The organism is Micromonospora sp. WMMD558 (assembly GCF_049315255.1).
GTDB lineage: Bacteria > Actinomycetota > Actinomycetes > Mycobacteriales > Micromonosporaceae > Micromonospora.
In genome coordinates this window covers 3,719,824-3,740,536 of sequence record NZ_CP186061.1, presented here as the reverse complement: position 1 = coordinate 3,740,536, position 20,713 = coordinate 3,719,824, and the positions used below count along the sequence as shown (strand labels likewise).

Here is a 20,713-nt window from a genome sequence, read left to right as displayed (position 1 = left end):
GCCTTACAGACCGTGACCGTCAGCGTTGTGGAAAATAATGGCCCCAGGTTTCGCAGGCCACGGAGTCGTCGATTTCATTTGGCCCGAGTCATCCGGACCCGCACCACGGCCGCCCGATCTGGTGGCATCCAAGCCAACACAACGGCCGCCCGATCCGGTGGCATCCAAGCCAACACCACGGCCGCCCGATCTGGTGGCATCCAAGCCAACACAACGGCCGCCCGATCTGGTGGCATCCAAGCCAACACAACGGCCGCCCGATCCGGCGGCACCCAACCCAACACAACGGCCGCCCGATCTGGTGGCATCCAAGCCAACACAACGGCCACCTGCTCGGACGGCATCTTGCCTCCCAACACCGCCCGCATATGGTCGTCTGGCAACCTGCCCAGCGCCGCCGCGACTCCCCCCCTTGCCGGTATCTCTGCCAGCGTCGCCCGCACCTCGTGGTCGTTGGCCATCGTGGCCAAAATCGCCGCCGAGCGGTCGGCCGACATTTTGGCCAAGACCGCGGCTACCCATTCGGCTGGCATCTTGGTTAGCACTACCGTTGCGCGGTTTACCGGCATTTCATCCAACAACGCCTGTACCTCGTCATCTGGCATCTCAGCCAGCACCGCCCGCACCTGCTCGGACGGAACCTTGCCCCCCAGCATCGCCTCCACCCAGCGAATCGGCACATCGACCGCGATCATCGCCCGCACCTGCGCAGCCGGCATCTTGGAAACCAACGGCGTCAACTCCTGGACGGTCATGCCTACCATCGCCCGCACCGCCTTGGCCGCCGGCATCTCAGCCAACACCACCGCCGCATGGTCGACCGACATGTGGGGCAACATCGCCCGCACCCGGTCGTTTGACGTCTCGGACAGCACCGCCGCCTCCCGGTCGGGCGGCATCGAAACCAACACGCACACTGCTGAGAATTCGCTCATTTCAGCCAACGCCGCAGCGGCCACGTCGGTCGGCATCTCGATCACCACCGCCGCTGGCCTGTCGATCGCAGCCAACATCACCGCTGCCTCCGCAGTAGGCATTGCGGCCACCACCGCCGCCACGCGACCGGGGTTCATGTGGCTTAGAACAGCAGCCGCTTGTTGTGGGGACATCTCCATTAGTCGTTGGCCGGCTAACTGCTCATCGACTTCGATCAGCAGGTCGGCACTTCGTCCAGGGGGCATGGCGGCCAGCCGTCGCGCGGCGGATACGGCGTCCATCTCGGTAAGGATGGCTACCGCTTCTTCCCCACGCATTTTCATCAGCGTTTCCGCAGCCAGGAGAACAGGCATTGCCGCGAGGCGCTGCGCGTCAGACCGCACCTGCCCGGAGCTAATGTGGATGCTACCCTGGGCGACCTGGTAAACGTGGGCGTTTCCGTCAGCGCTAGCGTGGAAATGAGATCCGCCAGCAGGCGGCGGCGCAGGGTCCCGGCTCATCGTTCGTTGACATGCAGCGCGCCCTGGCCGACCTGATATACGCGGCCATGCCCGGACGCTTCTGCCCGCATGGCCACGTCACCGGTCCACGCCTGGCCGGTTACCGGCAGAGCCTGGGTGAGCTCCTCGTCCAGCAGTCGCAGCAGCTCCGCTGCCACGCTGGGGTCGGCAGCTAGTAGCCGCCGCAGCCGGCGCTGCCACTCCCGGACCAGTTCGGGCTCCACCTCGTCGTGCCCGGCCGCCCGGGCTGCCACAACCTCGGCGCGGGCCTCTACCAACTCGGCCTGCACCGCCTCAGCCCTCTCCGGATGCACCCTCTGCCACAGACTGCCGACGGCGGACTTCGCTGTCTCCCATGCATCCGTAGCCAGCAACGTCACCACGGTCGCCCCGGCCGTGTTGGCCAATGCCAACAACTCCGCGTCCACCCCGAGACACCTCACCCTCGCCGACAACGCTGACACTTCACTTTAGAGGTCGATGTCTAGCAAATCGCAGGCTGTTCTGGGCATCGGTTGGCTGCTAAAAGCCGGCGCGGCCGTACACCAGGCATGCGCGATGGGCGAACCAAGTGGCAGCATCATCCTGGACGCGGAGGCGAAGGCCTCACACCTCCAGGTCGCCCAACCGGGCCGACGCCGACGCCGACGCCGGCGTCTGCGTCCACATTGCAGGCATCTTGCCGTGGCCTGTTCTCCAGCTCGGCCTCTGATACCCGGGACCAGCCAGGTCTTGGCGCGCCTCGATCACGGCTGCCCTTGCCGAACCAGATATGCACACTGCCGCACTCCCCCAGATCACGGCGAGTACGGCAGGTCCAGGATGCGGGTCTCGTTCATCCTCAACCCGATACGCCGTCGACGGCGCCGCCAGGTAGTCACGCGCGGCGGATAGGGACTTACGCGCCGACGGCAGCCACTGCCGCCACTGCGAGAACAGCTCAACATCGTCCGGCACCCGAGCGGCCCCGTAGTCGGCGTTCACCGGTGGGTTGAACTCGTCAACGACCTGCTCGACAAAGTAGCCGGTCAGCTAATCGATGCCCCTCTGATGCCGGGCGATCAGAGAGTTGAAGAACTCTCCCATGCTCCACGCCATCTTCTGCACAGTCAGGGCTGCACGGCCTGCCCGCGCCGCGAGGACCCCGTCCGCGTCAGCTGGCTTCGCCGTCGAAACCGGCCGGTCAAGGAAGCGGATGAACTCAAACAACGTCCACCGATCGCCGCTGACGGCGTAGTCGCAGATCCCCCCGCCGACACGCGCCAGCAGCTACCGGTTCACCAACTCCTGCTCGTAGTCCGCCTCATCCTCAGCCGACCCGAGCCGACGCGGCGAACCCATCGAGGGCACGACAGCCAGCCCCACACCCCCTCCAACGATCGAAGAACGTGGCAGGAGGTCATGAAACAGACGACAGGTCGGAATTCCTGACCTTTGGTCAAACGCCCGTGCCGCTGGCGAGCGAGGCGAGATCGAAGGTCTGGTCACCGACCGCACACGCCACCAAGAACATCGACCGCAATCAACTATTGGTAGTTCCGGCAGGAGACCTGGAGCTGCCCGACGACGAGTGAACCCCAACACGCCTGTCGGTGTACGGGCTCAACTCCCGAAGTCCGGTACAAAGTCACTTCCAGAACCGGCCGGCAGCAGAGCGCGACCAATTCACCACTGAAAGTCACGGCAGGTAGCCGTCGCCGGTCGGTCGGGCGCCGACGGGTACGTTCTCATCGCGGCTACATGAGTACGTCCGATCAAGGTGAGCTGCGCGGCTTCCTGGGCGGACAGGCGTCGCCCCGGTTCGCTTACAAGATCAACCCGCTTCTTTGCCGTCCGTTGCGCTCGATCGAGTTGCGCGTCGACCCTCGTCAGCCGGCCGCCAAGTCGTCGCCTCATCTTCCAACTGCGTGGACTGAACGATCTTGCACTCAAGTGTGTTTCGTGCAGCGCCGCCGTCGTCTCGGATGGCTTGGCCGATTGAGTCGAGCGACGACACTACCTTCTTGATTTGCTGAACCACCGAATAGAGTGTGGTCGGGGCAGCCCAACCACCCTGGTACGGCGTCAGGTCCAAGTCGTAGCTGGCGGTCTCGACCGGCCCGAACGGCCCGTCACAGTCAACCTCGAAGCGGCACCGCAGCGGCGAGTTGCCCTTGAAAGGCTGGAAGCTGGGAGTTGCCCCCTGGTCCTGGACACTTGAGCCTTGGATCGTGATGGTCCGGGGAGATCAGGAGTCCCTGACAGGTGACTATTCAGGTAGGGCGGGGAGCCACGGGTTTCCGGTGAGGGCGTCTCGGAGGGCTGTGATCGCTGAGATGCCGTGTTTGCCGGTGGTGGAGATGTAGGAGCGCACGCGCAGCCAGGCGTGGGCGCCGGGGATGGTGTCAAGCCCCGGGTTTGGTGGAGAGTTGGTTAGCTGGTTTTCAGGGGTGCGGTGACCGGGTGGGTCATCGCGTGTAGTGCCTCGTGTTCGGCGGGTGGGATGTGGCCGAGTTCGCCGTGCAGCCTTCGGTTGTTGTACCAGTCGATGTACTCGACGGTGGCCATCTCGAGGTCGTCGAGCCCGCGCCACGGGCCTCGGTTGCGGACGAGTTCGGCCTTGTACAGGGAGTTGAACGCTTCGGCCATGGCGTTGTCGTACGAGTCTCCCTTGGCCCCGACCGAGGCGACGGCGCCGGCCTCGGCGAGCCGCTGGCTGTAGCGAATCGCTCGATACTGGACTCCCCGGTCCGAGTGATGGACCAGTTTACGCAGGTCAGCGTCCTGGTTCTCGCGGCGCCAGATCGCCATCTTCAACGCGTCCAACGCGAGGTCGGTGTAGAGCGACGGGGACACCTGCCAGCCGACGATCATGCGGGAGTACACGTCGAGGACGAACGCGGCGTACACCCAGCCCACGGCGGTGCGTACGTAGGTCAGGTCGGCGACCCACAGCTGGTTCGGATGTTCCGCGGTGAAGTCGCGTTTGACCAGGTCACCGGGGCGTCCCGTCTCGGCGGCGGGCCGGGTCGTACGCGGCGCCTTGTCCCGTAGCAGCCCGCGCAGTCCGGACTCGCGCATCAGTCGCTCGACCGTGCACCGGGCCACCGGCACCCCTTGGCGGTGCAGCTCGTGCCAGATCTTGCGGGCGCCGTAGACGCCGTAGTTCTCCTGGTGGATGCGCTCGATCATCTCGGTCAGTTCCTCGTCGCGCCGTGACCGGGCCGAGGCCGGGCGGGTCTTGGTGGCGTAGTAGGTCGACGGTGCGATCTGTGCCGGCGTGTCTTCGAGCGCCTGCAGGACCGGCTGGACACCGTGCTCTGCCTTCTGGGAGTCGACGAAGGCGACCTTCATCGCGACGGGCGGTCCAACTCCGCCGCGAAGAAACTCGCCGCGGACTTCAAGATCTGGTTGGCCCGCCGCAGCTCACGATTCTCCCGCTCCAACGCGGCAAGGCGTTCCGCGTCGCTGCTGGTCGTGCCCGGCCGCTGTCCGGCGTCGGTCTCGGCCTTCTTCACCCACGTGCGCAACGCCTCTGGGTGAATGCCGAGCTGACCGGCGATCCGCTGGATCGCCCCAGTCGCGGACGCCGGATCCCGACGCGCCTCGACCGCCAGCCGGGTCGCACGCTCACGCAGCTCATCGTTGTACTTCTTCGGTGCGGGCATCGCAGGTGTTCCTCCCAGGTTTCGATGTCTCCATCAAACCCGGTGCGGGACACGACCACCGACGACGACCCACTACGCGCGGACATAACCGACCAGACTCAGGACGGACGAGTCCTGCTGGAATCCGTCCGCCAGGCCAGACAACTCCTCGTTGCGCAGGACCGCGCGCCGGTCCTGCTCCCCGCGCCCCGCAAACCCGCCGTGATCACCCGCGACGATGTCGCGGTCGCCGCGCAGCCCCTCCTCGACGCGGTTCACGATGCGGTCCGTGACATCCTCGACGCCGCCGACATCGACCGCCAGCACCTCGCCGGCGTCATCCTTCACCAAACCGAGCCGGTGCCCGGACTGGCGGATCGGCTGGCCACCGCGACCGGCCTTACCCCGGCCACCCTCACCGGCCAGTCCCACGCCCTGGCTGACGGCGCCCTCGCCCTCACCGCACCACAGCCTCACGCACGTACCGCCGCCAACACTCAACTGCCGCGCGTGCGACTCCGCGTCCGGGACCTGACCAGCGCCACCGTGCTCACCGCCTGCTCACTCGCCCTCCTCCTGCAAGCAGTGCTAACCGCCGACATCACGACCGTCGAGTTTCGGATCATCGGCGTTCGCACCTCCCTACCCCAGCTCGGCGCCGCGGGTGCGCTCGCCATGCTCACGGCCTTCGCGGTAGCGCACCTCGCCCCGACTACCTGGCTCGCCGGAACACCCACCACATCAGCACCCGAACCCGCCACCGGCACCCTCATCCGACGCGGATACCTCGCCGCCGCCGTCGCAGGAGCCGTCGCCGCCGCCCTCTACGGCCTCGCCACCGGCACCTCCGTCGGATACGACTACAGCCCTTACCTGAAATGGACCCTCGGCGCCGCACTACCCCTGGCTGCCTGCGCCACCGTCATTGCCGCCACCGCACCGCGCATCCCCGCCACCGACCTGCCCACCTGGCTCGAACGCACCCGACCCGCAGTCGTGCACGCCGCCATCGCCACCGTCGGCATCTACCTCATGCGGGCGGCTCTCACGATCAGCCCACCCGTCGACTGGACCGGCATGCCGGGCCTCATCGGCAGCGCCGGAGCGGCTCTCCTCGGCATCGCCACCGCCCTGACCGCCAGCCGAAGCCGCACCATCCGCACCATCACCGCGCCCGGCCTCGCCATCGGCTACGCCATCGTCTTCACCAGCAACACCAGCAGCGCACTGATCGTCGGCTACCTCTTCACCCTCACATGGTGGGGAATTCAACTCACCGCGCACACACTGCGACTCGCCTTCCCTACCGCCGGGCAGGCGCTACGCCATTTTATCGACAAGCAAACCAGCTGAAGATTTCAACCAAACTACGGGCCGCTGTGACCGGATAGCAGGGTAGCGGCTCCAGTCAGTAAAGGCCCCACCGAGTTCTGGGTGGGGCTTTTCGCTGTGCCTCCATGTCGTCGTTAAGCGACAGACAGAATCCCGCAGAGCTGATGCGCTGCGGGCTACTCCATCTCCGAAGTAGCAAGCCCACGGAAGGAAGGCACCCGATGAAGGTTTCGTGTCAAGTCAATCAAACGATGACCATTAACCCTCGGAGCGCCTATGGCACCACAGAAACCAGATTTTCCGATTTCCCATGACCACGAATACAATCACCCCAGGGGACAGACGACACACAAACAGGACCCCCAACGACTAACCGTAATCGTGCCAACGGATCCACCCGACCTCAATCAGGTCGCCGCGCGCACACTTCTACGGGTACTGCTTGCCGCGCATCAACGACTTCTTCACCCCAAGAGCAAGGAAGCATGACAATGGAATGGACGAACAAAAGCCATAGCTCCACAGTGCGGACTTTTGCTTCACAGCCGCTTCGATTCGCGTTCTACGGACGAGTGTCGACTGAGGACCAACAGGATCCGGAAGCCTCTCGGGCATGGCAACTATCCCGGTCACGAGCGCTCATCGAACCGGCAGGCGGACAGGTGGTCGTCGAGTTCTTCGACGTCGGCCTGTCCCGCTCACTGCCCTGGAAGCGCCGCCCGGAAGCGGCCCGCCTGCTCGCCGCGCTCCGCGAGCCGCGCCGCGGCTTCGACGCCGTGGTGATCGGCGAGCCGCAACGCGCCTTCTACGGCAACCAGTTCGGCCTCACCTTCCCGCTGTTCGAGCACTACGGTGTCGCGCTGTGGGTGCCCGAGGTCGGTGGGGCTGTCGACCCGGGCAGCGACGCCCACGACCTCGTCATGGCACTCTATGGGGGAATGAGCAAGGGCGAACGTAACCGCATCAAGGTGCGGGTGCGCAGTGCCATGGCCGCCCAAGCTGCCACGGAGGGCCGATTCCTTGGTGGACGGCCACCCTATGGCTACCAAATCGTTGACGCCGGCCCCCACCCGAATCCGAGCAAGGCCGCTGACGGTCGACGGCTGCACCGGTTGGAACCTGACCCGCTCACGGCACCCGTCGTACGGCGCATCTACGCCGAATACCTCGCCGGACACGGCATCTTCGCCATCGCCGAAGGACTCACCCGCGACGGCATCCTCTCCCCATCGGCCTACGACCGGCGACGCAACCCGCACCGCACGACCGCAGCATGGAGCAAGAGTGCCATCCGCGTCATCCTGACCAACCCCCGCTACACCGGACGGCAGGTATGGAACAAGCAGCGCAAGACCGAGATCCTGATCGACGTTGACGACGTCGCCCTCGGACACGAGACCAAACTGCGCTGGAACCCCACCGAGGAGTGGATCTACTCCGGGGCCCTGGCCCATGAACCGCTCATCGATGACGAGACCTTCACTCGCGTCCAGACGCTGATCGCCAGTGCGGGCAGGCGCCCCGACGGGGTCATGAAGCCCCGGGCCAGCAAGCGCAACTACGCACTGTCCGGCCTCCTGAACTGCGGCATCTGCCAACGACGCATGATCGGCAGCTACAACAACGACCGCAACAACTACCGCTGCACCTACGCCGCCGAGTACGCCGATGCCAACCGCATCGCACACCCCCGCAGCGTCTATGTCCGCGAGGACCACATCCTCGAACAACTCGACCCATGGCTCGCCCGAGCCTTCTCGCCCAGCCGACTCACCGCAACTGTCCAGGCCATGGCCGACGCGCAGCACGACGACGTCGACCAACAGGCGATCAAGGCGGCACGGGAAACCCTGCGCCACCCGGCTGGACCGCTACCGCGCCGCCCTGGACAGCGGCGCCGATCCCACCGTCGTCAGCCGATGGATCGCCGACGTCCAAGCCGAACAGGTCACCGCCGAGGCCAACCTGCGTCGCTTCACCGGACGTCGGACCATGAGCGCTGACGAGATCCACCGCGTCGTAGAGGCTCTGGGAAACATTGCCGCCGTGCTCCGCGACGCTGACCCTGCCGATAAGGCATTGATCTACCGCGAACTGGGGCTCACCCTGACCTACCGGCCGACGACCCGCACGGTGTCTGCTCAGGCGGCCCCAAGTGGATCATGTACAAGATTGTGTCCGAGGGGGGACTTGAACCCCCACGCCCTATACGGGCACTAGCACCTCAAGCTAGCGCGTCTGCCATTCCGCCACCCGGACCTGCACGTCCAGCCTACCGCGCCGGCCGAGGTGATCTTCTCACCGGTCGGCCGCCCGGCGGGCCGCACGGGGAGTTACTGTACACCGCCCCCGTGGATCATGCACATCGACTCCCGGCGGGTGGGCGGAACCGGACGAACGGGCCGCTCCGGGTAGCGTCGGAGCACATCGTGCCGGCAGCATGACGACGTGTCGCATCCCTCCCCCCTGGCCGCCGTCCAGCACCGGGCCCTCGCTCTGCGCGACGCGGGTGACCTGACCGCCGCACGCCGGTTGCTGGGCGAGGCCGTCGAGTCCGCCGGTCCGCCTTACGGCCCGGACCACCCCGACGTGCTGAGCACCGCCCACCTGCTGGCCCGGCTCCACCGCGAGGCCGACGACCCGGCCGCCGCCCGCCGGGTCCTGGAGGAGGCGTTCGCGGCCGGCGAGCGCCGCTGGCCGCACGCCGACCCGCTGATGTTGGCGCTCTCCTTCGAGCTGGCCGCAGTGGCCGACGAACTCGGCAACCGGCACGAGGCCCGCCGCAACTACCGCCGCGTCGCCACCGCCGGGCCCGCCGTGCTCGGCGCCGACCATCCGGCGGTACGCGCCGCACGCGCGTACCTCGGCGATGCCGCTCCCGCCCCGGCCGACACCGCGCCGGGTACGCCGGACGCCGTCGATCAGGCCCCCGGCCTCGCCGCGTCGACCGGTCTGACGCCTCCACCGGACGTGCACCCGGTCGGCCCGCCGCCCTCGCCGACTTCCGGCGGCGCGGGCTCCTCCGGGAGCGTGCCCGATCTCGCCGCGCTGACCGCACCCACGGTTTCCCTGGCGGTGCTCAGCACCTCCTGGCGACCGCACGACGGCGCCACGACGGTCGCCCGGTCGACCACCACGGGCCGCGGCCCGTCCTCTGCGCCGCCACCGACCGCTCCGGCACCCGGCCGCCCCGCGCCGCCGTCGGTCACCGCTCCGCTCCACGCCCCGCCGGCGCCGTCGCCAGTCCCCTTCCCGCTCCAGGTTCCGCCAGCGCCGCGGCAGGTGGTCGCCCCGACCTCGGGCCCACCGGTGTCGCCGCAGGCTGTCCCCCCGGCTGCCAGCCCATCCACCCGGCCTCCGTCCGCCGAGCCGACCCGGCCGGCCACCACAACCGGGCCGTCCGCCGGGCCATCCCGGCCAGCCACCACAACCGGGCCGGTCGGCGCGACGCCACACCGGGCAGCAGCCACGACCGGCCCATCGGCGTACGTGGCACCGCCCGTCACGCACGCCCCGTCGCAGGGGTCACCGCCGTCGGCGTTCCAGCCGACTCGGCCGCATCCCGAGCCGCACCCCTCACCGCCCGCGCCCGACCCCGTCAAGGGCGGGCCGGCAGCCCACGGGACGGCGCCCGGCACCGCCACGCGACAGTCGCCCACCCTGCCTGCTTCTCGGCAGCCGATCAGCGACACGGGCCCGGCCGACGCGGCCGACGGTCGGGGCGGCAGACTGGCCCCCGCCTCCGGGCCGCCGACCTCGGCCGGCCCGTCCGCCGAGGCGGTGCCCGGAACGCGTTGGGACGCCCCGACGGTCCGGGTACGGCAGATCGAACCGCTGCTCGCCGAGGAGGCCACGCGCGGAAGCGCCCGGCCCGGCAAGCAGGCACCGCCGGTGGCTCCTCGGCACGGCGCCGAAGGCGCGGCGGCCGGCGATCCGGACACCGGGCCCGCCTCGAACCACCCGGTGGGCGGTTCACCACCGGGGACGCCTCCGGCCACCGCTTCGCCGGTGAGCACGCCGCCCGGGCCGTCGCAGGTCAGCGAGCCTCCCTGGCCGCACTCCCCCGCCAGCGGGCCCCCGGTCAGTGCGGCACCGGTCCCGCCCTGGGTGATGGCCGAGTCGCGGTGGGACGCCGCTGCACCACCGGCGTTTGCCAGCCGGTATGACGTTCCGTCCGGCGCTGGCGAGCCGGCGATCCTGACCAGCGGCGCACCGGCCACCGGCACCGCCGGCAGCACCCAGCCCGCGTACCCGACCAGCGGCGCACCGACCGCCGGCACCGCCGGCAGCACCCAGCCCGCGTACCCGACCAGCGGCGCACCGACCGCCGGCACCGCCGGCAGCACCCAGCCCGCGTACCCGACCAGCGGCGCACCGACCGCCGGCACCGCCGGCAGCACCCAGCCCGCGTACCCGACCATCGGTCCGCCGGGGGGTGGGCTGTCCGCGTACCCGGTCAGGGAGCCGGAGGGGCGCGGCCGGAACCGCATCGTGGTGATCGGCCTGGTCGCGGCCGTGGGCCTGGCCATCGTGGTGGCCGCCGGAGTGGGCGCGGTGGTGCTCGGCCGCGACGAGCCGGCGCCGGCCGCCGCTCCCCCGCCGGTCACGACGGCGAGCCCGAGCCCGAGCGTGGCGACCGGTGCGCCGCCGACGGACCTGGCGCTGCGGGACGACTCCGCCACGATCACCCTCACCTGGACCGACCCGTCCGGTGGGGCGGTGCCGTTCATGGTGGCCGCCGGTCGTGCGGGTCAGGGCCTGGGCGTGCTGGCCAGGGTGGACCCGGGTGTGACCAGCTACACGGTCAACGGGCTGAACTCCCGGGTGGACTACTGCTTCACGGTGCTCGCCGTGTACTCGACGGACACGTTCGCCACGTCCGGACAGGTCTGCACCGACCGGGCGAGGTGACGGCGGGATCGCACACGCTGTGTGTCCACAGGGGGACGGTACGGGTTCCCCTGGCACGGCCGGGCCCATATGATGGCACCCGGCTTTCGGGGAGGGCCGCCGCTTCCGGCCCCGTCACCTGCTCAAACGACACGGAGAGGCAGCCGGTTGTGGCCACCGCCGACGACACCGTGAACGCCCCGCCCCGCCGGTTCCGGGGCGGGCTGGTCACCGTCGCCACGGTGGCGGCCCTGCTGGCCGCGTTGGGGTTGACGGTGCTGGGTGTCGGCGCCGCCGACAACGCGGTCGCCAGCTACGACGCGAGTTCCTGGCTGTGGAGCACCGCGCGCAGCGAGCTGGCCCGGGTCAACGGGGTGACCGCCCGGGTGGACACCCGGGTGGAGGTTCCGGGCGCGCGGCGGCACTTGATGCAGGTCACCCAGACCGACCGGCTGCTGGTCCTGCGGGATCTGACGACCGGCCAGGTCAGCTCGCTGGACCTGGCCACCCTCCAGATCACGGCCACCTCGCGGACGACCCCCGGGCTGGGCGTGAACGTCGCGCTGCACGAGGACGCGGCGTTCGTGGTGGACGCGGTGCAGGGTGTCGTCCGGCAGCTCGACCCGCGCTCGCTGGCGCCGGTGGGCGAGCCGGTCCGCTACCCGCCGGGGATCACCGGGGGGTCGTTCGACGGCGAGGGTCGGCTGTGGATCGCCGTCCCGAGCGAGGGCACGGTCTCGGCGGTCACCGCCGCGCCCCTGCCGTCGGCACCGGTGTCCGCCGCACCCGCCGGGGCGGGCCTCAGCCCGAAGCGGGTCGAGACGTACGAGGTGGCCGAGCCGAGCCACGAGCTGGTCGTGTCCGCCCTGGACGACGGGGTGGCGGTGCTCGACCGGACGGCGGGCGTGCTGGTCCTGGTGCGCCGGGGCGACGTGACGCGGACGCCACTGACGACGTCCGCGCCCGCCGCGCTGCCCGCCCGCACCAGCGGGCCGGCGGTGCCGGTCACCGTGCCGGCCGAGCGGCGGGTGCACGTCGTCACCGACGGCGTGGTCCGCAGCTTCACCGTGCCGGGCAGCGGGGCCGGCCTCGGCCCGGCCGTGTCGTGGGCCGGCCGGATCTACTGCGCGGACGAGGCGACCGGCACCGTGTACGCGTTCGACGGTGCCGGCCAGCTGGTCGACACCGTGAAGGGCCGGCCGGCGGGGCCGCTGGAGCTGGAGGTCCGGGAGAACCACCTCTTCATCAACGCCCCCGACTCCTCGACCGCCCGGGTGGTGGACGACCGGCACCAGGTGCGCGAGGTCGACAAGTACGCCAACGACGTGCTCGGCGGCGACCCGCCGCCGGCTCCCCCGCCGCCGCCCCCGCCGAAGAAACCGACGGTGGGTAAGCCGGGGCCACCCCGCGCGGTCACCGCCGCGGCCGGCAACGCCCAGGCGCGGGTGAGCTGGCGGGCCGCCGCCGCCAACGGCGCCGAGATCACCAGGTACGTGGTGAGCGGGGGCGGCCAGCGCGTCGAGGTGGGCGCCAACCAGCGCGCGGTCGAGGTCAAGGGCCTGACCAACGGCGAGACGTACCGGTTCTCGGTGTTCGCCGTCAACGCCAAGGGCGACGGCCCGGCCCGTACCAGCAACCCGGTGACGCCGACGGCGGCGGTCCCGGACCCGCCGGCGAGCGTCACCGCCGAGGCGCGGCCGGACGGCACGGTGGTGGTGCGCTGGCCGGCGGCGAACGGGCAGGGCAACACGATCGCCCGGTACGCGGTCACCGCCTCCTCGGCCGGCACGAACGCCCCGGCCGGCGAGTCGACGAAGACGGAGCTGGTGGTGCCGGCGGGCGAGCTGGAGTACGGCACGCAGTACGCGTTCACGGTCGTGGCGGTGAACGACAAGGGCGCGGGTTCGGCGGCGTCCCCGGTGAGCAACACCGTCGTGCCGTACGCGGCGCCCGGGCGGCCGGTGGACCTGCGGGCGACGACGGTGGCCGACCAGCCCGGCACGGTCGCGGTGCGGTGGTCCCCGGCCGAGCCGAACGGGCGGCCGGTGACGGGTTACCTGGTCGATGTGGGCGGCCGGCGCAGCGAGGTGACCGACACCCGCACGACGGTGAACGGCCTGGGCGACGGGCAGAACGTGACGGTGACCGTCAAGGCGGTCAACGAGGCCGGGCCCGGTCCGGAGGCGACCGCCACCGCCCGGACGGTGGCTGAGCCCCGGGTGACGGTGACCGGCTCGTCGGCGACGGCCACCGCGGCGACGGTGACGTTCACCGTGGACGCCGGCGGCGGTCAGGCGACCTGCGCGCTCAGCACCGGCGGCGAGCCGGCGAAGGCCGGCCCCTGCTCCCGGATCACCATGTCCGGGTTGGCGCCGGGCACGGCGTACACGTTCACGGTCACCGCGAGCAACGCGGCCGGCCAGGGCACCGCCACGCGCGCCCAGGCGACCGCCGCGCTCTACGGGACGGCCACCTGCCGTAACGGTGACTCCGGGGCGGAGGCCACGTACTGCGACGCGGACGTCGACGGCCGCAACGGCAACGAGGTCTTCTCCGTTCCCCGGCAGGACAACAACCGGCAGGTCGGGTGGGCGCGGCCGGGGACGCGGCTCAAGGCGTTCTGCAGAAGGCAGGGCGAAGAGGTGTACGCGTACATCTACAACGACCACAAGCGCAGCACCTGGTGGGTGCAGGTCGACTACAAGGGACGCAACTACATTCCCTGGGCCTGGCTGAACCTCGACGGCGGCGACGACATCGGCGTCCTGCCCACCTGCTGACTTCGACGCCAGGCAAGGAGCACCACCGCGTGATTCCCCCCGAGCCGCTCACCCAGCCGGAGGTGCAGGGCTTCGCCGCGCTCGCCGCCCGGCTGGCCGAGAACGTCAACGCGGTCGTGCTGGGCAAGCCGCAGGTGGTGCGGCTCGCCCTGACCGCCCTGTTCGCGCAGGGGCACGTGCTGCTGGAGGACGTGCCGGGGGTCGGCAAGACCACCCTGGCCCGGGCGGTGGCGGCCACGGTGAAGGGTGAGTGGCGGCGGATCCAGTTCACGCCGGACCTGCTGCCCTCCGACGTGTCCGGGGTGACCATCTTCAACCAGGCGACCCGGGGGTTCGAGTTCCACCCGGGGCCGGTGTTCGCCAACATCGTCATCGCCGACGAGATCAACCGGGCGTCGCCGAAGACCCAGTCGGCGCTGCTGGAGGTGATGGAGGAGCGCACGGTCACCGTGGACGGCGTCCGCCATCCCGTGCCGCAGCCGTTCCTGGTGGTGGCCACGCAGAACCCGGTGGAGATGGACGGCACGTACCGGCTGCCCGAGGCCCAGCTGGATCGCTTCCTGGTGAAGCTCTCCGTCGGGTACCCGGACGAGGCGGTCGAGGTGGAGGTGCTGCGCGGGGCGACGGTCCGCTCCCCGGAGGCGCTGACTCCGGTGACCGACACGGCCACCGTCGGGGAGATGGTGCGGATGGCCCGGCGGGTGCACATCGCCGAGCCGTTGTACGCGTACGCGGTCAAGCTCGCGACCGCGACCCGGAACCACCCGCAGGTCCGGGTCGGGGTGAGTCCCCGGGGGGTGATCGCGCTGACCCGGGCGGCGTGCGCGTACGCCCTGATCGACGGGCGGGGCTGGATCATGCCGGAGGACCTGAAGACCCTCGCCGAGCCGGTCTTCGCACACCGGCTGCTGCTCACCCCGGACGCGCAGGTGCGCGGGGTGACCGCGACGGAGGTGCTGCGCCAGGCGGTCGCCTCGGTGCCGGTGCCGCTCCCCTCCGGGCAGCCGGCCCCGGCGCGGAGCTGACCGGGGCGCTGCCGTGGGGATCACCGCCCGGGGTGTCGGGCTGCTCGTCGCCGCCGTCGTGCTGCTGGCCGTCGGCTTCCGGTTCGCGTACCCGGAACTGGCGCTGCTCGGCGCGGCGGCCGGGACCGCGGTCGGGTACGCGCTGGTCACCGCGGCGTGGCGGCCCCGGCTGGAGGTGACGCGCCACGCCGAACCGGACCGGGTGGCCCGGGGTGAGCCGGCCGCGATGACGTTGACCGTGCGGAACACGGGCCGGCTGCGCGCGGCGAGCCTGGTGGCCGAGGACCGGTGCGGCGGGGCGGGCGTGCCGGTGCCGCTGCTGCGGCTGCGTCCCGGGCGGGACACCACGGTCCGGTACGACGTGCCGACGGCACGCCGGGGTGTCGTGCCGGTGGGGCCGCTGCGGGTCACCCGGCGGGATCCGCTGGGGCTGGTGGCGCTGTCCCGCCCGTACGGCGGGACGGTCCCGGTGTGGGTGCACCCGCGAATACACCCGCTGACGGCGGTGCCGACCGGCGCCGGCCGCAGCCTGGACGGGCGGGTGGACGCCGTGCCGCACGGTTCGATCACGTTCGACTCGCTGCGGGAGTACGTGGTCGGCGACGAGTTGCGCCGCGTGCACTGGCGGACCAGCGCCCGGGTGGGTGAGCTGATGGTCCGCGAGAACGTCGACACCAGCCTGCCCCGCCTGGTGGTGCTGCTGGACAACCGGGCGACGGCCCACCCGGATCGGGTGAACGGGGTGGCGGAGTCGTTCGAGTCGGCGTGCGAGGCGGCGGCGTCGGTGGTCACCGCCGCCGTCCGCGCCGACCTGCCGGTGGTGCTGCTGCTGGTCGCGCCGGAAGCGGCCGACACGACGGGATTCACCGCGCCGGGATCCGGCACGGCGGGATCCGGCACGGCCCCGCTGGACCGGCTCGCGGCGGCGCAGCTCGGCGAGAATGCACTCGACGCCACCCTTACCCGGCTGCGGCGGGACCGCCCCGGCGACACGCTGGTGGTCCTCACCGGCCCCGGCGGGCAGGGTTCGCTCGGGCGGATCGGGGCGCTGCGGGGCGCGTACCCGTCGGTGGTGGTCGGTGTGTTCGGGGCCGCGCGGCCGGCGCAGGCGACCGACCTGGTGGTGATCGACGCCGTGGACGGCGCCGCGTTCGCCGCCGAGTGGGACCGGGTGCGGCGCTGGTGACCGCGACGACCCGAACCCCCTGTCCGGACCCGGTGGATGCCCGGCCCGAGGTGTTAACAAGGGGCCCTTCTACTACCGCAGGCGTTGCGAGGGGGCCCTTCCTTACCGACATTCCGGTGGTGGTGGCGGTGGGGGGCATGGTGGCGCTCGCCGGGGTGGCGTTGGGGCGGGTGTACGCGGGGGAACTGCTCACCGGGTTGGTCGCGGGCGCGGCGGCCGGGTCGGTGCTGGTCGGGGTGGCGTGCCGGCGGCTGCCGTCGTGGCTGGTGGCGCCGCTGTCGGTGCTCGGCATGACGGCGTGGACACTGTGGTCGCTGCGATTGGCCGCGGGCCGGGCCGACCTGCCCGGATCGCTGGTCGAGGTGGCCGCCGACGCCGCCCGCAACGGCATCCCCCGGCTGCTGACCGCGATGATCCCGGTCGAGCCCACGCCGGACACGGTGCTGGTCCCGGTCGTCGCCGCCTGGCTGGCCGGCCTCGCCGCCACGGAGGTGGCGCTGCGGGCGGGCCGGGTGCTGCTCGGCTACCTGCCGCCGGTGCTGCTCTACGCCGGCGCGCTCTACGTGGTCGGGCCGAACGCCGACCCGGCGGTACGGCCGACGCTGGCGTTCGTGGCGGTGGCGGTGCTGGGGCTCGCCGTCCCCCGTGCGGCCGGGACGGCCGCCGACGACCCGGCGCTCGGCCTGCCACCGGCGGCGCGCGCCGCGCTGCGGACCCGGCTCGCCGGGGCGTCGGCGGCCGGGGCGGCGGTGGTGGTCGGGCTGGCCGCGCTGCTCGGTCCGGCGCTCGCCGGGCAGGTCGGGGGGCACCCGGTGGATCCCCGCCGGTACGTGGATCCGCCCCGGGTGGACACCCTCGACGAGAATCCGCTGATCCGCATCTCCGGCTGGGCCCTGAACCCGGACCAGAAGCTGCTGGAGGTGACGACGCGGCCGTCATCCGGCGCGGACCCGACCGCCGCCTTAGCCGAAGCGCCCGCCGGTGGCGGCCCGGCCGCGGGTGCCGGCGGCGACGACGTGCGGATCCGGCTGGCGGTGCTCAGCGACTACGACGGTGTGACCTGGCGGGTCGGGGCGACGTACCGCAACGCCGGCCGGGTCCTGCCCGCCACGGCGCCCGCCGCCGGCAGCACCGTCGACACGGTACGGCAGGACATCACCGTCGCCGACCTGACCGGGCGGCTGCTGCCCGCCGTCGCCACCCCCCGCGAGGTCACCGGAGCGCGGGTGGCGTACGACCCGGCCACCGGGACGCTGATCCGCCCGGAGGGGCTGACACCCGGGCTGCGGTACGCGGTGACCTCCGCCCGGGAGCGGCCGGACGCCAACCTCCTGGCCACGGCGAACGTCCCGGCCGGGGAGGAGGTGGCCCGCGTGCTGCGGGTGCCCGACGGGGTACCCGACCCGCTGCGGCGGCTCACCGCCCAGCTCGCCGAGTCCAACGGGGCACCGTACGCGCGGGCCGCCGCCGTCGAGCAGTTCCTCGCCGAGCACTACCGGCTCGTCGCGGACGCGCCGAGCGGGCACGCGTACCCGAATCTGGCCTTCTTCCTGTTCGGGCCCCGCGACGCGGGCGGGCAGCGCGGCACGTCCGAGCAGTTCGCGGCGGCGTTCGCGGTGCTGGGCCGCCTCGCCGGCCTGCCCACCCGGGTGGTGGTCGGCTTCCAGTCGCCGGGCAGCGGCCCGGTGCGGGCCGGTGACGCGTACGCCTGGCCGGAGGTGCTCTTCGACGGGCTCGGCTGGGTGCCGTTCGACCCGCTGCCCCGGCCGGACACCGAGCCGCGCCCGGTGGAGGAGGACTTCCGGCCGCCGCCGGAGGAGCCGCCGCCGTCGGAGGCGCCGCAGCCCACCCCCGAGCCGACGCTCCCGCCGGAGCCGGTGGCCGCGCCGGGCCGGCCGGCCGGGTCCGGCGGCCCGTCCACCCCGGTGCTGGTGGCCGGCGGCACCGGCGGCACGCTGCTGGTGGCGGCGGCGCTGCTGCTGGCCCTGCTGTGGCTGCGCCGCTCGCTCAGCCGGAACCGGTTGTCCCGGGGTGGCCCCGGCGAGCGCGTGGCGGGCGCCTGGCGGGAGGTGACCGACGCGCTGCGCCTCGCCGGTCATCCGGTCTCCGGCGACCTGGCGGCCACCGAGGTCGCCGCCCGCGCGCGCGACGTCCTCGCCGCCGCGCGCCGGTCCCCCGCCGGGACCGACGACGAGGCGGTCGGGGTGAGTGTCCGGGAGCTGGCGGGCCTGCTCAACCGGGTGGCGTTCGCACCGGGCACGGTCGCCGAGGAACAGTCGACCCGGGCCGTCGTCGCCGCTCAGGGCTACGTGGCGGCGCTCCGCGCCGCCCGTCCGTGGTGGCGCCGGCTTCTCTGGTCCGTGCATCCCGGTCCCCTGTTCCGGGCCCGGCGTCCCCCCACCGGCCGGGTGAGCGCCCGGGACGGACGACGCCGTGGTGAGCGAATGACGGTGGGCCGGCGTTGAGACCGCGCGTCGACCGGCGGCCGTCATCCGATCACGGCGCGCAGGCGGCCGACAGCGCGGCCAGCAGGCCGGCCGGGTCGTGCACGGCGCGGTGGCCGTCGCTGACGACGCGGCGGGTGCCGGCGTCGACCGGCCCGGTGCGCGCCCAGCTCACCGGAGCGACACCGATCTCGACCTCGAACCCGGACGGGCGCCGTACGCGGATCTCCCGCAGCGGCCCCCACTCGGCGAGCCGGGTCACCTCGCCGCCGAGCAGACCGGTCCAGAGGTCCGCGTCGGCGTACCGCGGGTCGTCGGTGAGGACCACGATGTCGATGTCGGAGTCCATCCGCGCCGCCCCGCGCGCCCAGGAGCCGACCACCAGCACGCCCCGGACGTCCTCGCGGCCGGCCGCCCACCCGGCCACCCGGTCGACCACCGACCACGCCTCCCGGGCCCGCTCCTCCGTCACCATCCGGGCTCCCGACACCTATCGTTCGCCGTCGACGCAGTTGGTGCTGGTCAGCGTGACCGAGTACTCCCGGTCGTCGGTCGTGACGCCGGACGGCGCGCCGTCGAACCAGGTCTCGACCTTCTCCCAGCCACGCCGCTGCTCGTAGTGCAGGTGCGGCGCGCCGGAGTTGCCGGTGCTGCCGACCCGCCCGATCTGCTCGCCCTGGGCGACGCGCTGGCCGACCTCGACCAGCGGCGGTTCGAGCAGGTGCAGGTACTGCGTCTCCCACCGGCCACCGTGGTCGATCTTCACCCAGTAGCCGCCGCCGCGCCCGCGCGGGCCGGTCGGGTTGCCCGGGGTACGACCACCGAGCGACCCGTTGATTCCCGCGACGGTGACCTTCCCGGCGGCGGACGCGAGCACCGGCCGCCCCCACGGGTCGCCCGCCGTCGGGAACAGGTCGACGTCGTAGTCGTCGTGGCCGGGATAGGTGCCGAGTCGCCACCTCTCGCCGCAGGCGACGGGGAGTTGGAAGTGCGGGCGCGGGCCCGGCGGGAGCAGCAGCGGCACGACGAGCACGGCGACCGCGACGACGGCCGCGACCGCCGTGACCACCAGGACCAGGCGGAGGGTGGGGCGTCCGGAGAGGCGGTCGGTCGTCATCGTTTCGAGCATCGCAGACGCCGGCAAGCCGCGGGCAGGCCGGTTCCGCCGCCCGGACCCGCTGCGTCAGGCGGTGAGGCGGCGGACCAGTTTCCGCAGGCCGGCCTGCCAGCCGTCGGGGTCCTCGGCGCGGCGGAGGGCGTACGCGGCCACCTCCGGGTGCGGCAGGATCAGGAAGCGCTCCTCGACGAGCCCGGCCACCACCGAGTCGGCGACCTGGTCCGGGGTGAGCACCGCGCCGGACGCGGCGATCACCTTCGCGCCCAGGTGACCGGCGGTCAGCCCTTCCGAGAGCATCGCAGTGTCGACGCCCTGCGGGCAGAGGGCGCTGACCCGGATGCCCCGGTCCCGGTAGGTGATCGCGAGCCATTCGGCGAAGCCGACCGCCGCGTGCTTGGTCGCCGTGTACGGGGCGTCGCCCACGGCGGTCAGCACGCCCGCCGCCGAGCAGGTCATGAGCAGGTGCCCGCCGCCCCGGGCGAGCATCGCCGGCAGCACCGCCCGGGCGGTGTAGACGTGGGAGAGCACGTTCACCCGCCAGGCCCGGTCCCAGTCGGTGTCCGGCGCGTCGACGCCCCCGCCGGTCGCCACGCCGGCGTTGGCGCAGAACAGGTCGATGCGCCCGTACCGCCGCTCGGTGTCGGCGACCAGCGCGCTCACCTGCTCCTCGTCGGTGACGTCCACGCGCACCGGGTGCGCGACCGGCCCGACGGTCCCGGCGACCGCGCGGGCCGCGTCGCCGTCCAGGTCGGCCACCACGACGGCGGCGGCGCCCTCGGCGGCGAACCGCCGGGCCAGTGCCGACCCGATGCCCCCGGCGCCACCGGTGACCACCACGACCCGGTCGGTCAGGTTCACCGCGACCCACCCCCGCCCA

The 20,713-nt window shown here is 72.0% G+C and carries 14 protein-coding genes, 1 tRNA gene and 1 pseudogene; 8 read left to right on the top strand and 8 right to left on the bottom strand.

The features are described 5' to 3' along the window. Positions 1 to 74 precede the first annotated feature (74 nt). Together ACN26Y_RS18010 and ACN26Y_RS18005 are read right to left on the bottom strand one after the other, a co-directional pair. The gene (locus ACN26Y_RS18010) at positions 75 to 1,319 is read right to left on the bottom strand and encodes a magnesium transporter MgtE N-terminal domain-containing protein (RefSeq protein ID WP_422733081.1); all 1,245 of its coding nucleotides are present in this window, start codon (positions 1,317 to 1,319) and stop codon (positions 75 to 77) included. Positions 1,320 to 1,432: 113 nt separating this feature from the next. Next, positions 1,433 to 1,864: a hypothetical protein gene (locus tag ACN26Y_RS18005; RefSeq protein WP_422733080.1), complete on the bottom strand. Its 432-nt coding sequence runs from the start codon at positions 1,862 to 1,864 to the stop codon at positions 1,433 to 1,435. A gap of 960 nt (positions 1,865 to 2,824) precedes the next feature. On the opposite strand from ACN26Y_RS18005, the gene ACN26Y_RS18000 reads away from it, so the two are divergent. Then, the gene (locus ACN26Y_RS18000; protein ID WP_422733079.1) at positions 2,825 to 3,010 is read left to right on the top strand and encodes a hypothetical protein; all 186 of its coding nucleotides are present in this window, start codon (positions 2,825 to 2,827) and stop codon (positions 3,008 to 3,010) included. 838 nt (positions 3,011 to 3,848) lie between these two features. On the opposite strand, the pseudogene ACN26Y_RS17995 reads toward ACN26Y_RS18000, so the two are convergent. Beyond that, positions 3,849 to 5,083 (bottom strand): annotated as a pseudogene (locus ACN26Y_RS17995) (IS3 family transposase). A gap of 72 nt (positions 5,084 to 5,155) precedes the next feature. Continuing rightward, on the bottom strand, positions 5,156 to 5,539 hold the full coding sequence (locus ACN26Y_RS17990) for a hypothetical protein (protein ID WP_422733078.1): 384 nt from the start codon (positions 5,537 to 5,539) through the stop codon (positions 5,156 to 5,158). Between the two features lie 33 nt (positions 5,540 to 5,572). Here ACN26Y_RS17990 and ACN26Y_RS17985 point away from each other — a divergent pair, with 33 nt between their 5' ends. Both ACN26Y_RS17985 and ACN26Y_RS17980 read left to right on the top strand, forming a co-directional pair. Then, positions 5,573 to 6,415, top strand: a complete 843-nt coding sequence (locus ACN26Y_RS17985; RefSeq protein ID WP_422733077.1) for a hypothetical protein — start codon at positions 5,573 to 5,575, stop codon at positions 6,413 to 6,415. Positions 6,416 to 6,879: 464 nt separating this feature from the next. Further along, positions 6,880 to 8,397, top strand: coding sequence for a recombinase family protein (locus tag ACN26Y_RS17980; protein ID WP_422733076.1), 1,518 nt, complete (start codon positions 6,880 to 6,882; stop codon positions 8,395 to 8,397). Positions 8,398 to 8,569: 172 nt separating this feature from the next. On the opposite strand, the gene ACN26Y_RS17975 is transcribed toward ACN26Y_RS17980, so the two are convergent. Beyond that, a tRNA-Leu gene (locus ACN26Y_RS17975) sits at positions 8,570 to 8,653 on the bottom strand. Positions 8,654 to 8,842: 189 nt separating this feature from the next. Here ACN26Y_RS17975 and ACN26Y_RS17970 point away from each other — a divergent pair. The 5 genes from ACN26Y_RS17970 to ACN26Y_RS17950 all read left to right on the top strand — a co-directional run bounded on the left by ACN26Y_RS17970 (position 8,843) and on the right by ACN26Y_RS17950 (position 18,740). Continuing rightward, a complete protein-coding gene (locus tag ACN26Y_RS17970; RefSeq protein WP_422733075.1) occupies positions 8,843 to 11,305 on the top strand; it encodes a tetratricopeptide repeat protein in 2,463 nt (820 codons plus the stop codon). Between the two features lie 149 nt (positions 11,306 to 11,454). Continuing rightward, complete coding sequence (locus ACN26Y_RS17965; protein ID WP_422733074.1) at positions 11,455 to 14,064, top strand: fibronectin type III domain-containing protein; 2,610 nt, start codon at positions 11,455 to 11,457, stop codon at positions 14,062 to 14,064. Between the two features lie 29 nt (positions 14,065 to 14,093). Continuing rightward, positions 14,094 to 15,089 carry an AAA family ATPase gene (locus ACN26Y_RS17960; protein ID WP_422733073.1) on the top strand — a complete coding sequence of 332 codons (996 nt, stop codon included), beginning with the start codon at positions 14,094 to 14,096 and terminating at the stop codon, positions 15,087 to 15,089. A 13-nt stretch (positions 15,090 to 15,102) separates the two neighbouring features. Beyond that, positions 15,103 to 16,275: a DUF58 domain-containing protein gene (locus ACN26Y_RS17955; protein WP_422733072.1), complete on the top strand. Its 1,173-nt coding sequence runs from the start codon at positions 15,103 to 15,105 to the stop codon at positions 16,273 to 16,275. Further along, the gene (locus tag ACN26Y_RS17950; RefSeq protein WP_422733071.1) at positions 16,251 to 18,740 is read left to right on the top strand and encodes a transglutaminaseTgpA domain-containing protein; all 2,490 of its coding nucleotides are present in this window, start codon (positions 16,251 to 16,253) and stop codon (positions 18,738 to 18,740) included. The genes ACN26Y_RS17955 and ACN26Y_RS17950 overlap by 25 nt, the downstream gene beginning before the upstream one ends. Positions 18,741 to 18,771: 31 nt before the next feature. Here ACN26Y_RS17950 and ACN26Y_RS17945 read toward each other — a convergent pair whose 3' ends face one another. From ACN26Y_RS17945 to ACN26Y_RS17935, 3 genes are all read right to left on the bottom strand, one after another. Further along, on the bottom strand, positions 18,772 to 19,194 hold the full coding sequence (locus ACN26Y_RS17945; protein ID WP_422733070.1) for a nucleotidyltransferase domain-containing protein: 423 nt from the start codon (positions 19,192 to 19,194) through the stop codon (positions 18,772 to 18,774). Positions 19,195 to 19,209: 15 nt separating this feature from the next. After that, positions 19,210 to 19,836, bottom strand: a complete 627-nt coding sequence (locus ACN26Y_RS17940) for a M23 family metallopeptidase (RefSeq protein WP_422733069.1) — start codon at positions 19,834 to 19,836, stop codon at positions 19,210 to 19,212. A gap of 66 nt (positions 19,837 to 19,902) precedes the next feature. Then, positions 19,903 to 20,694, bottom strand: a complete 792-nt coding sequence (locus ACN26Y_RS17935; RefSeq protein WP_422733068.1) for an SDR family oxidoreductase — start codon at positions 20,692 to 20,694, stop codon at positions 19,903 to 19,905. Positions 20,695 to 20,713 lie beyond the last annotated feature (19 nt).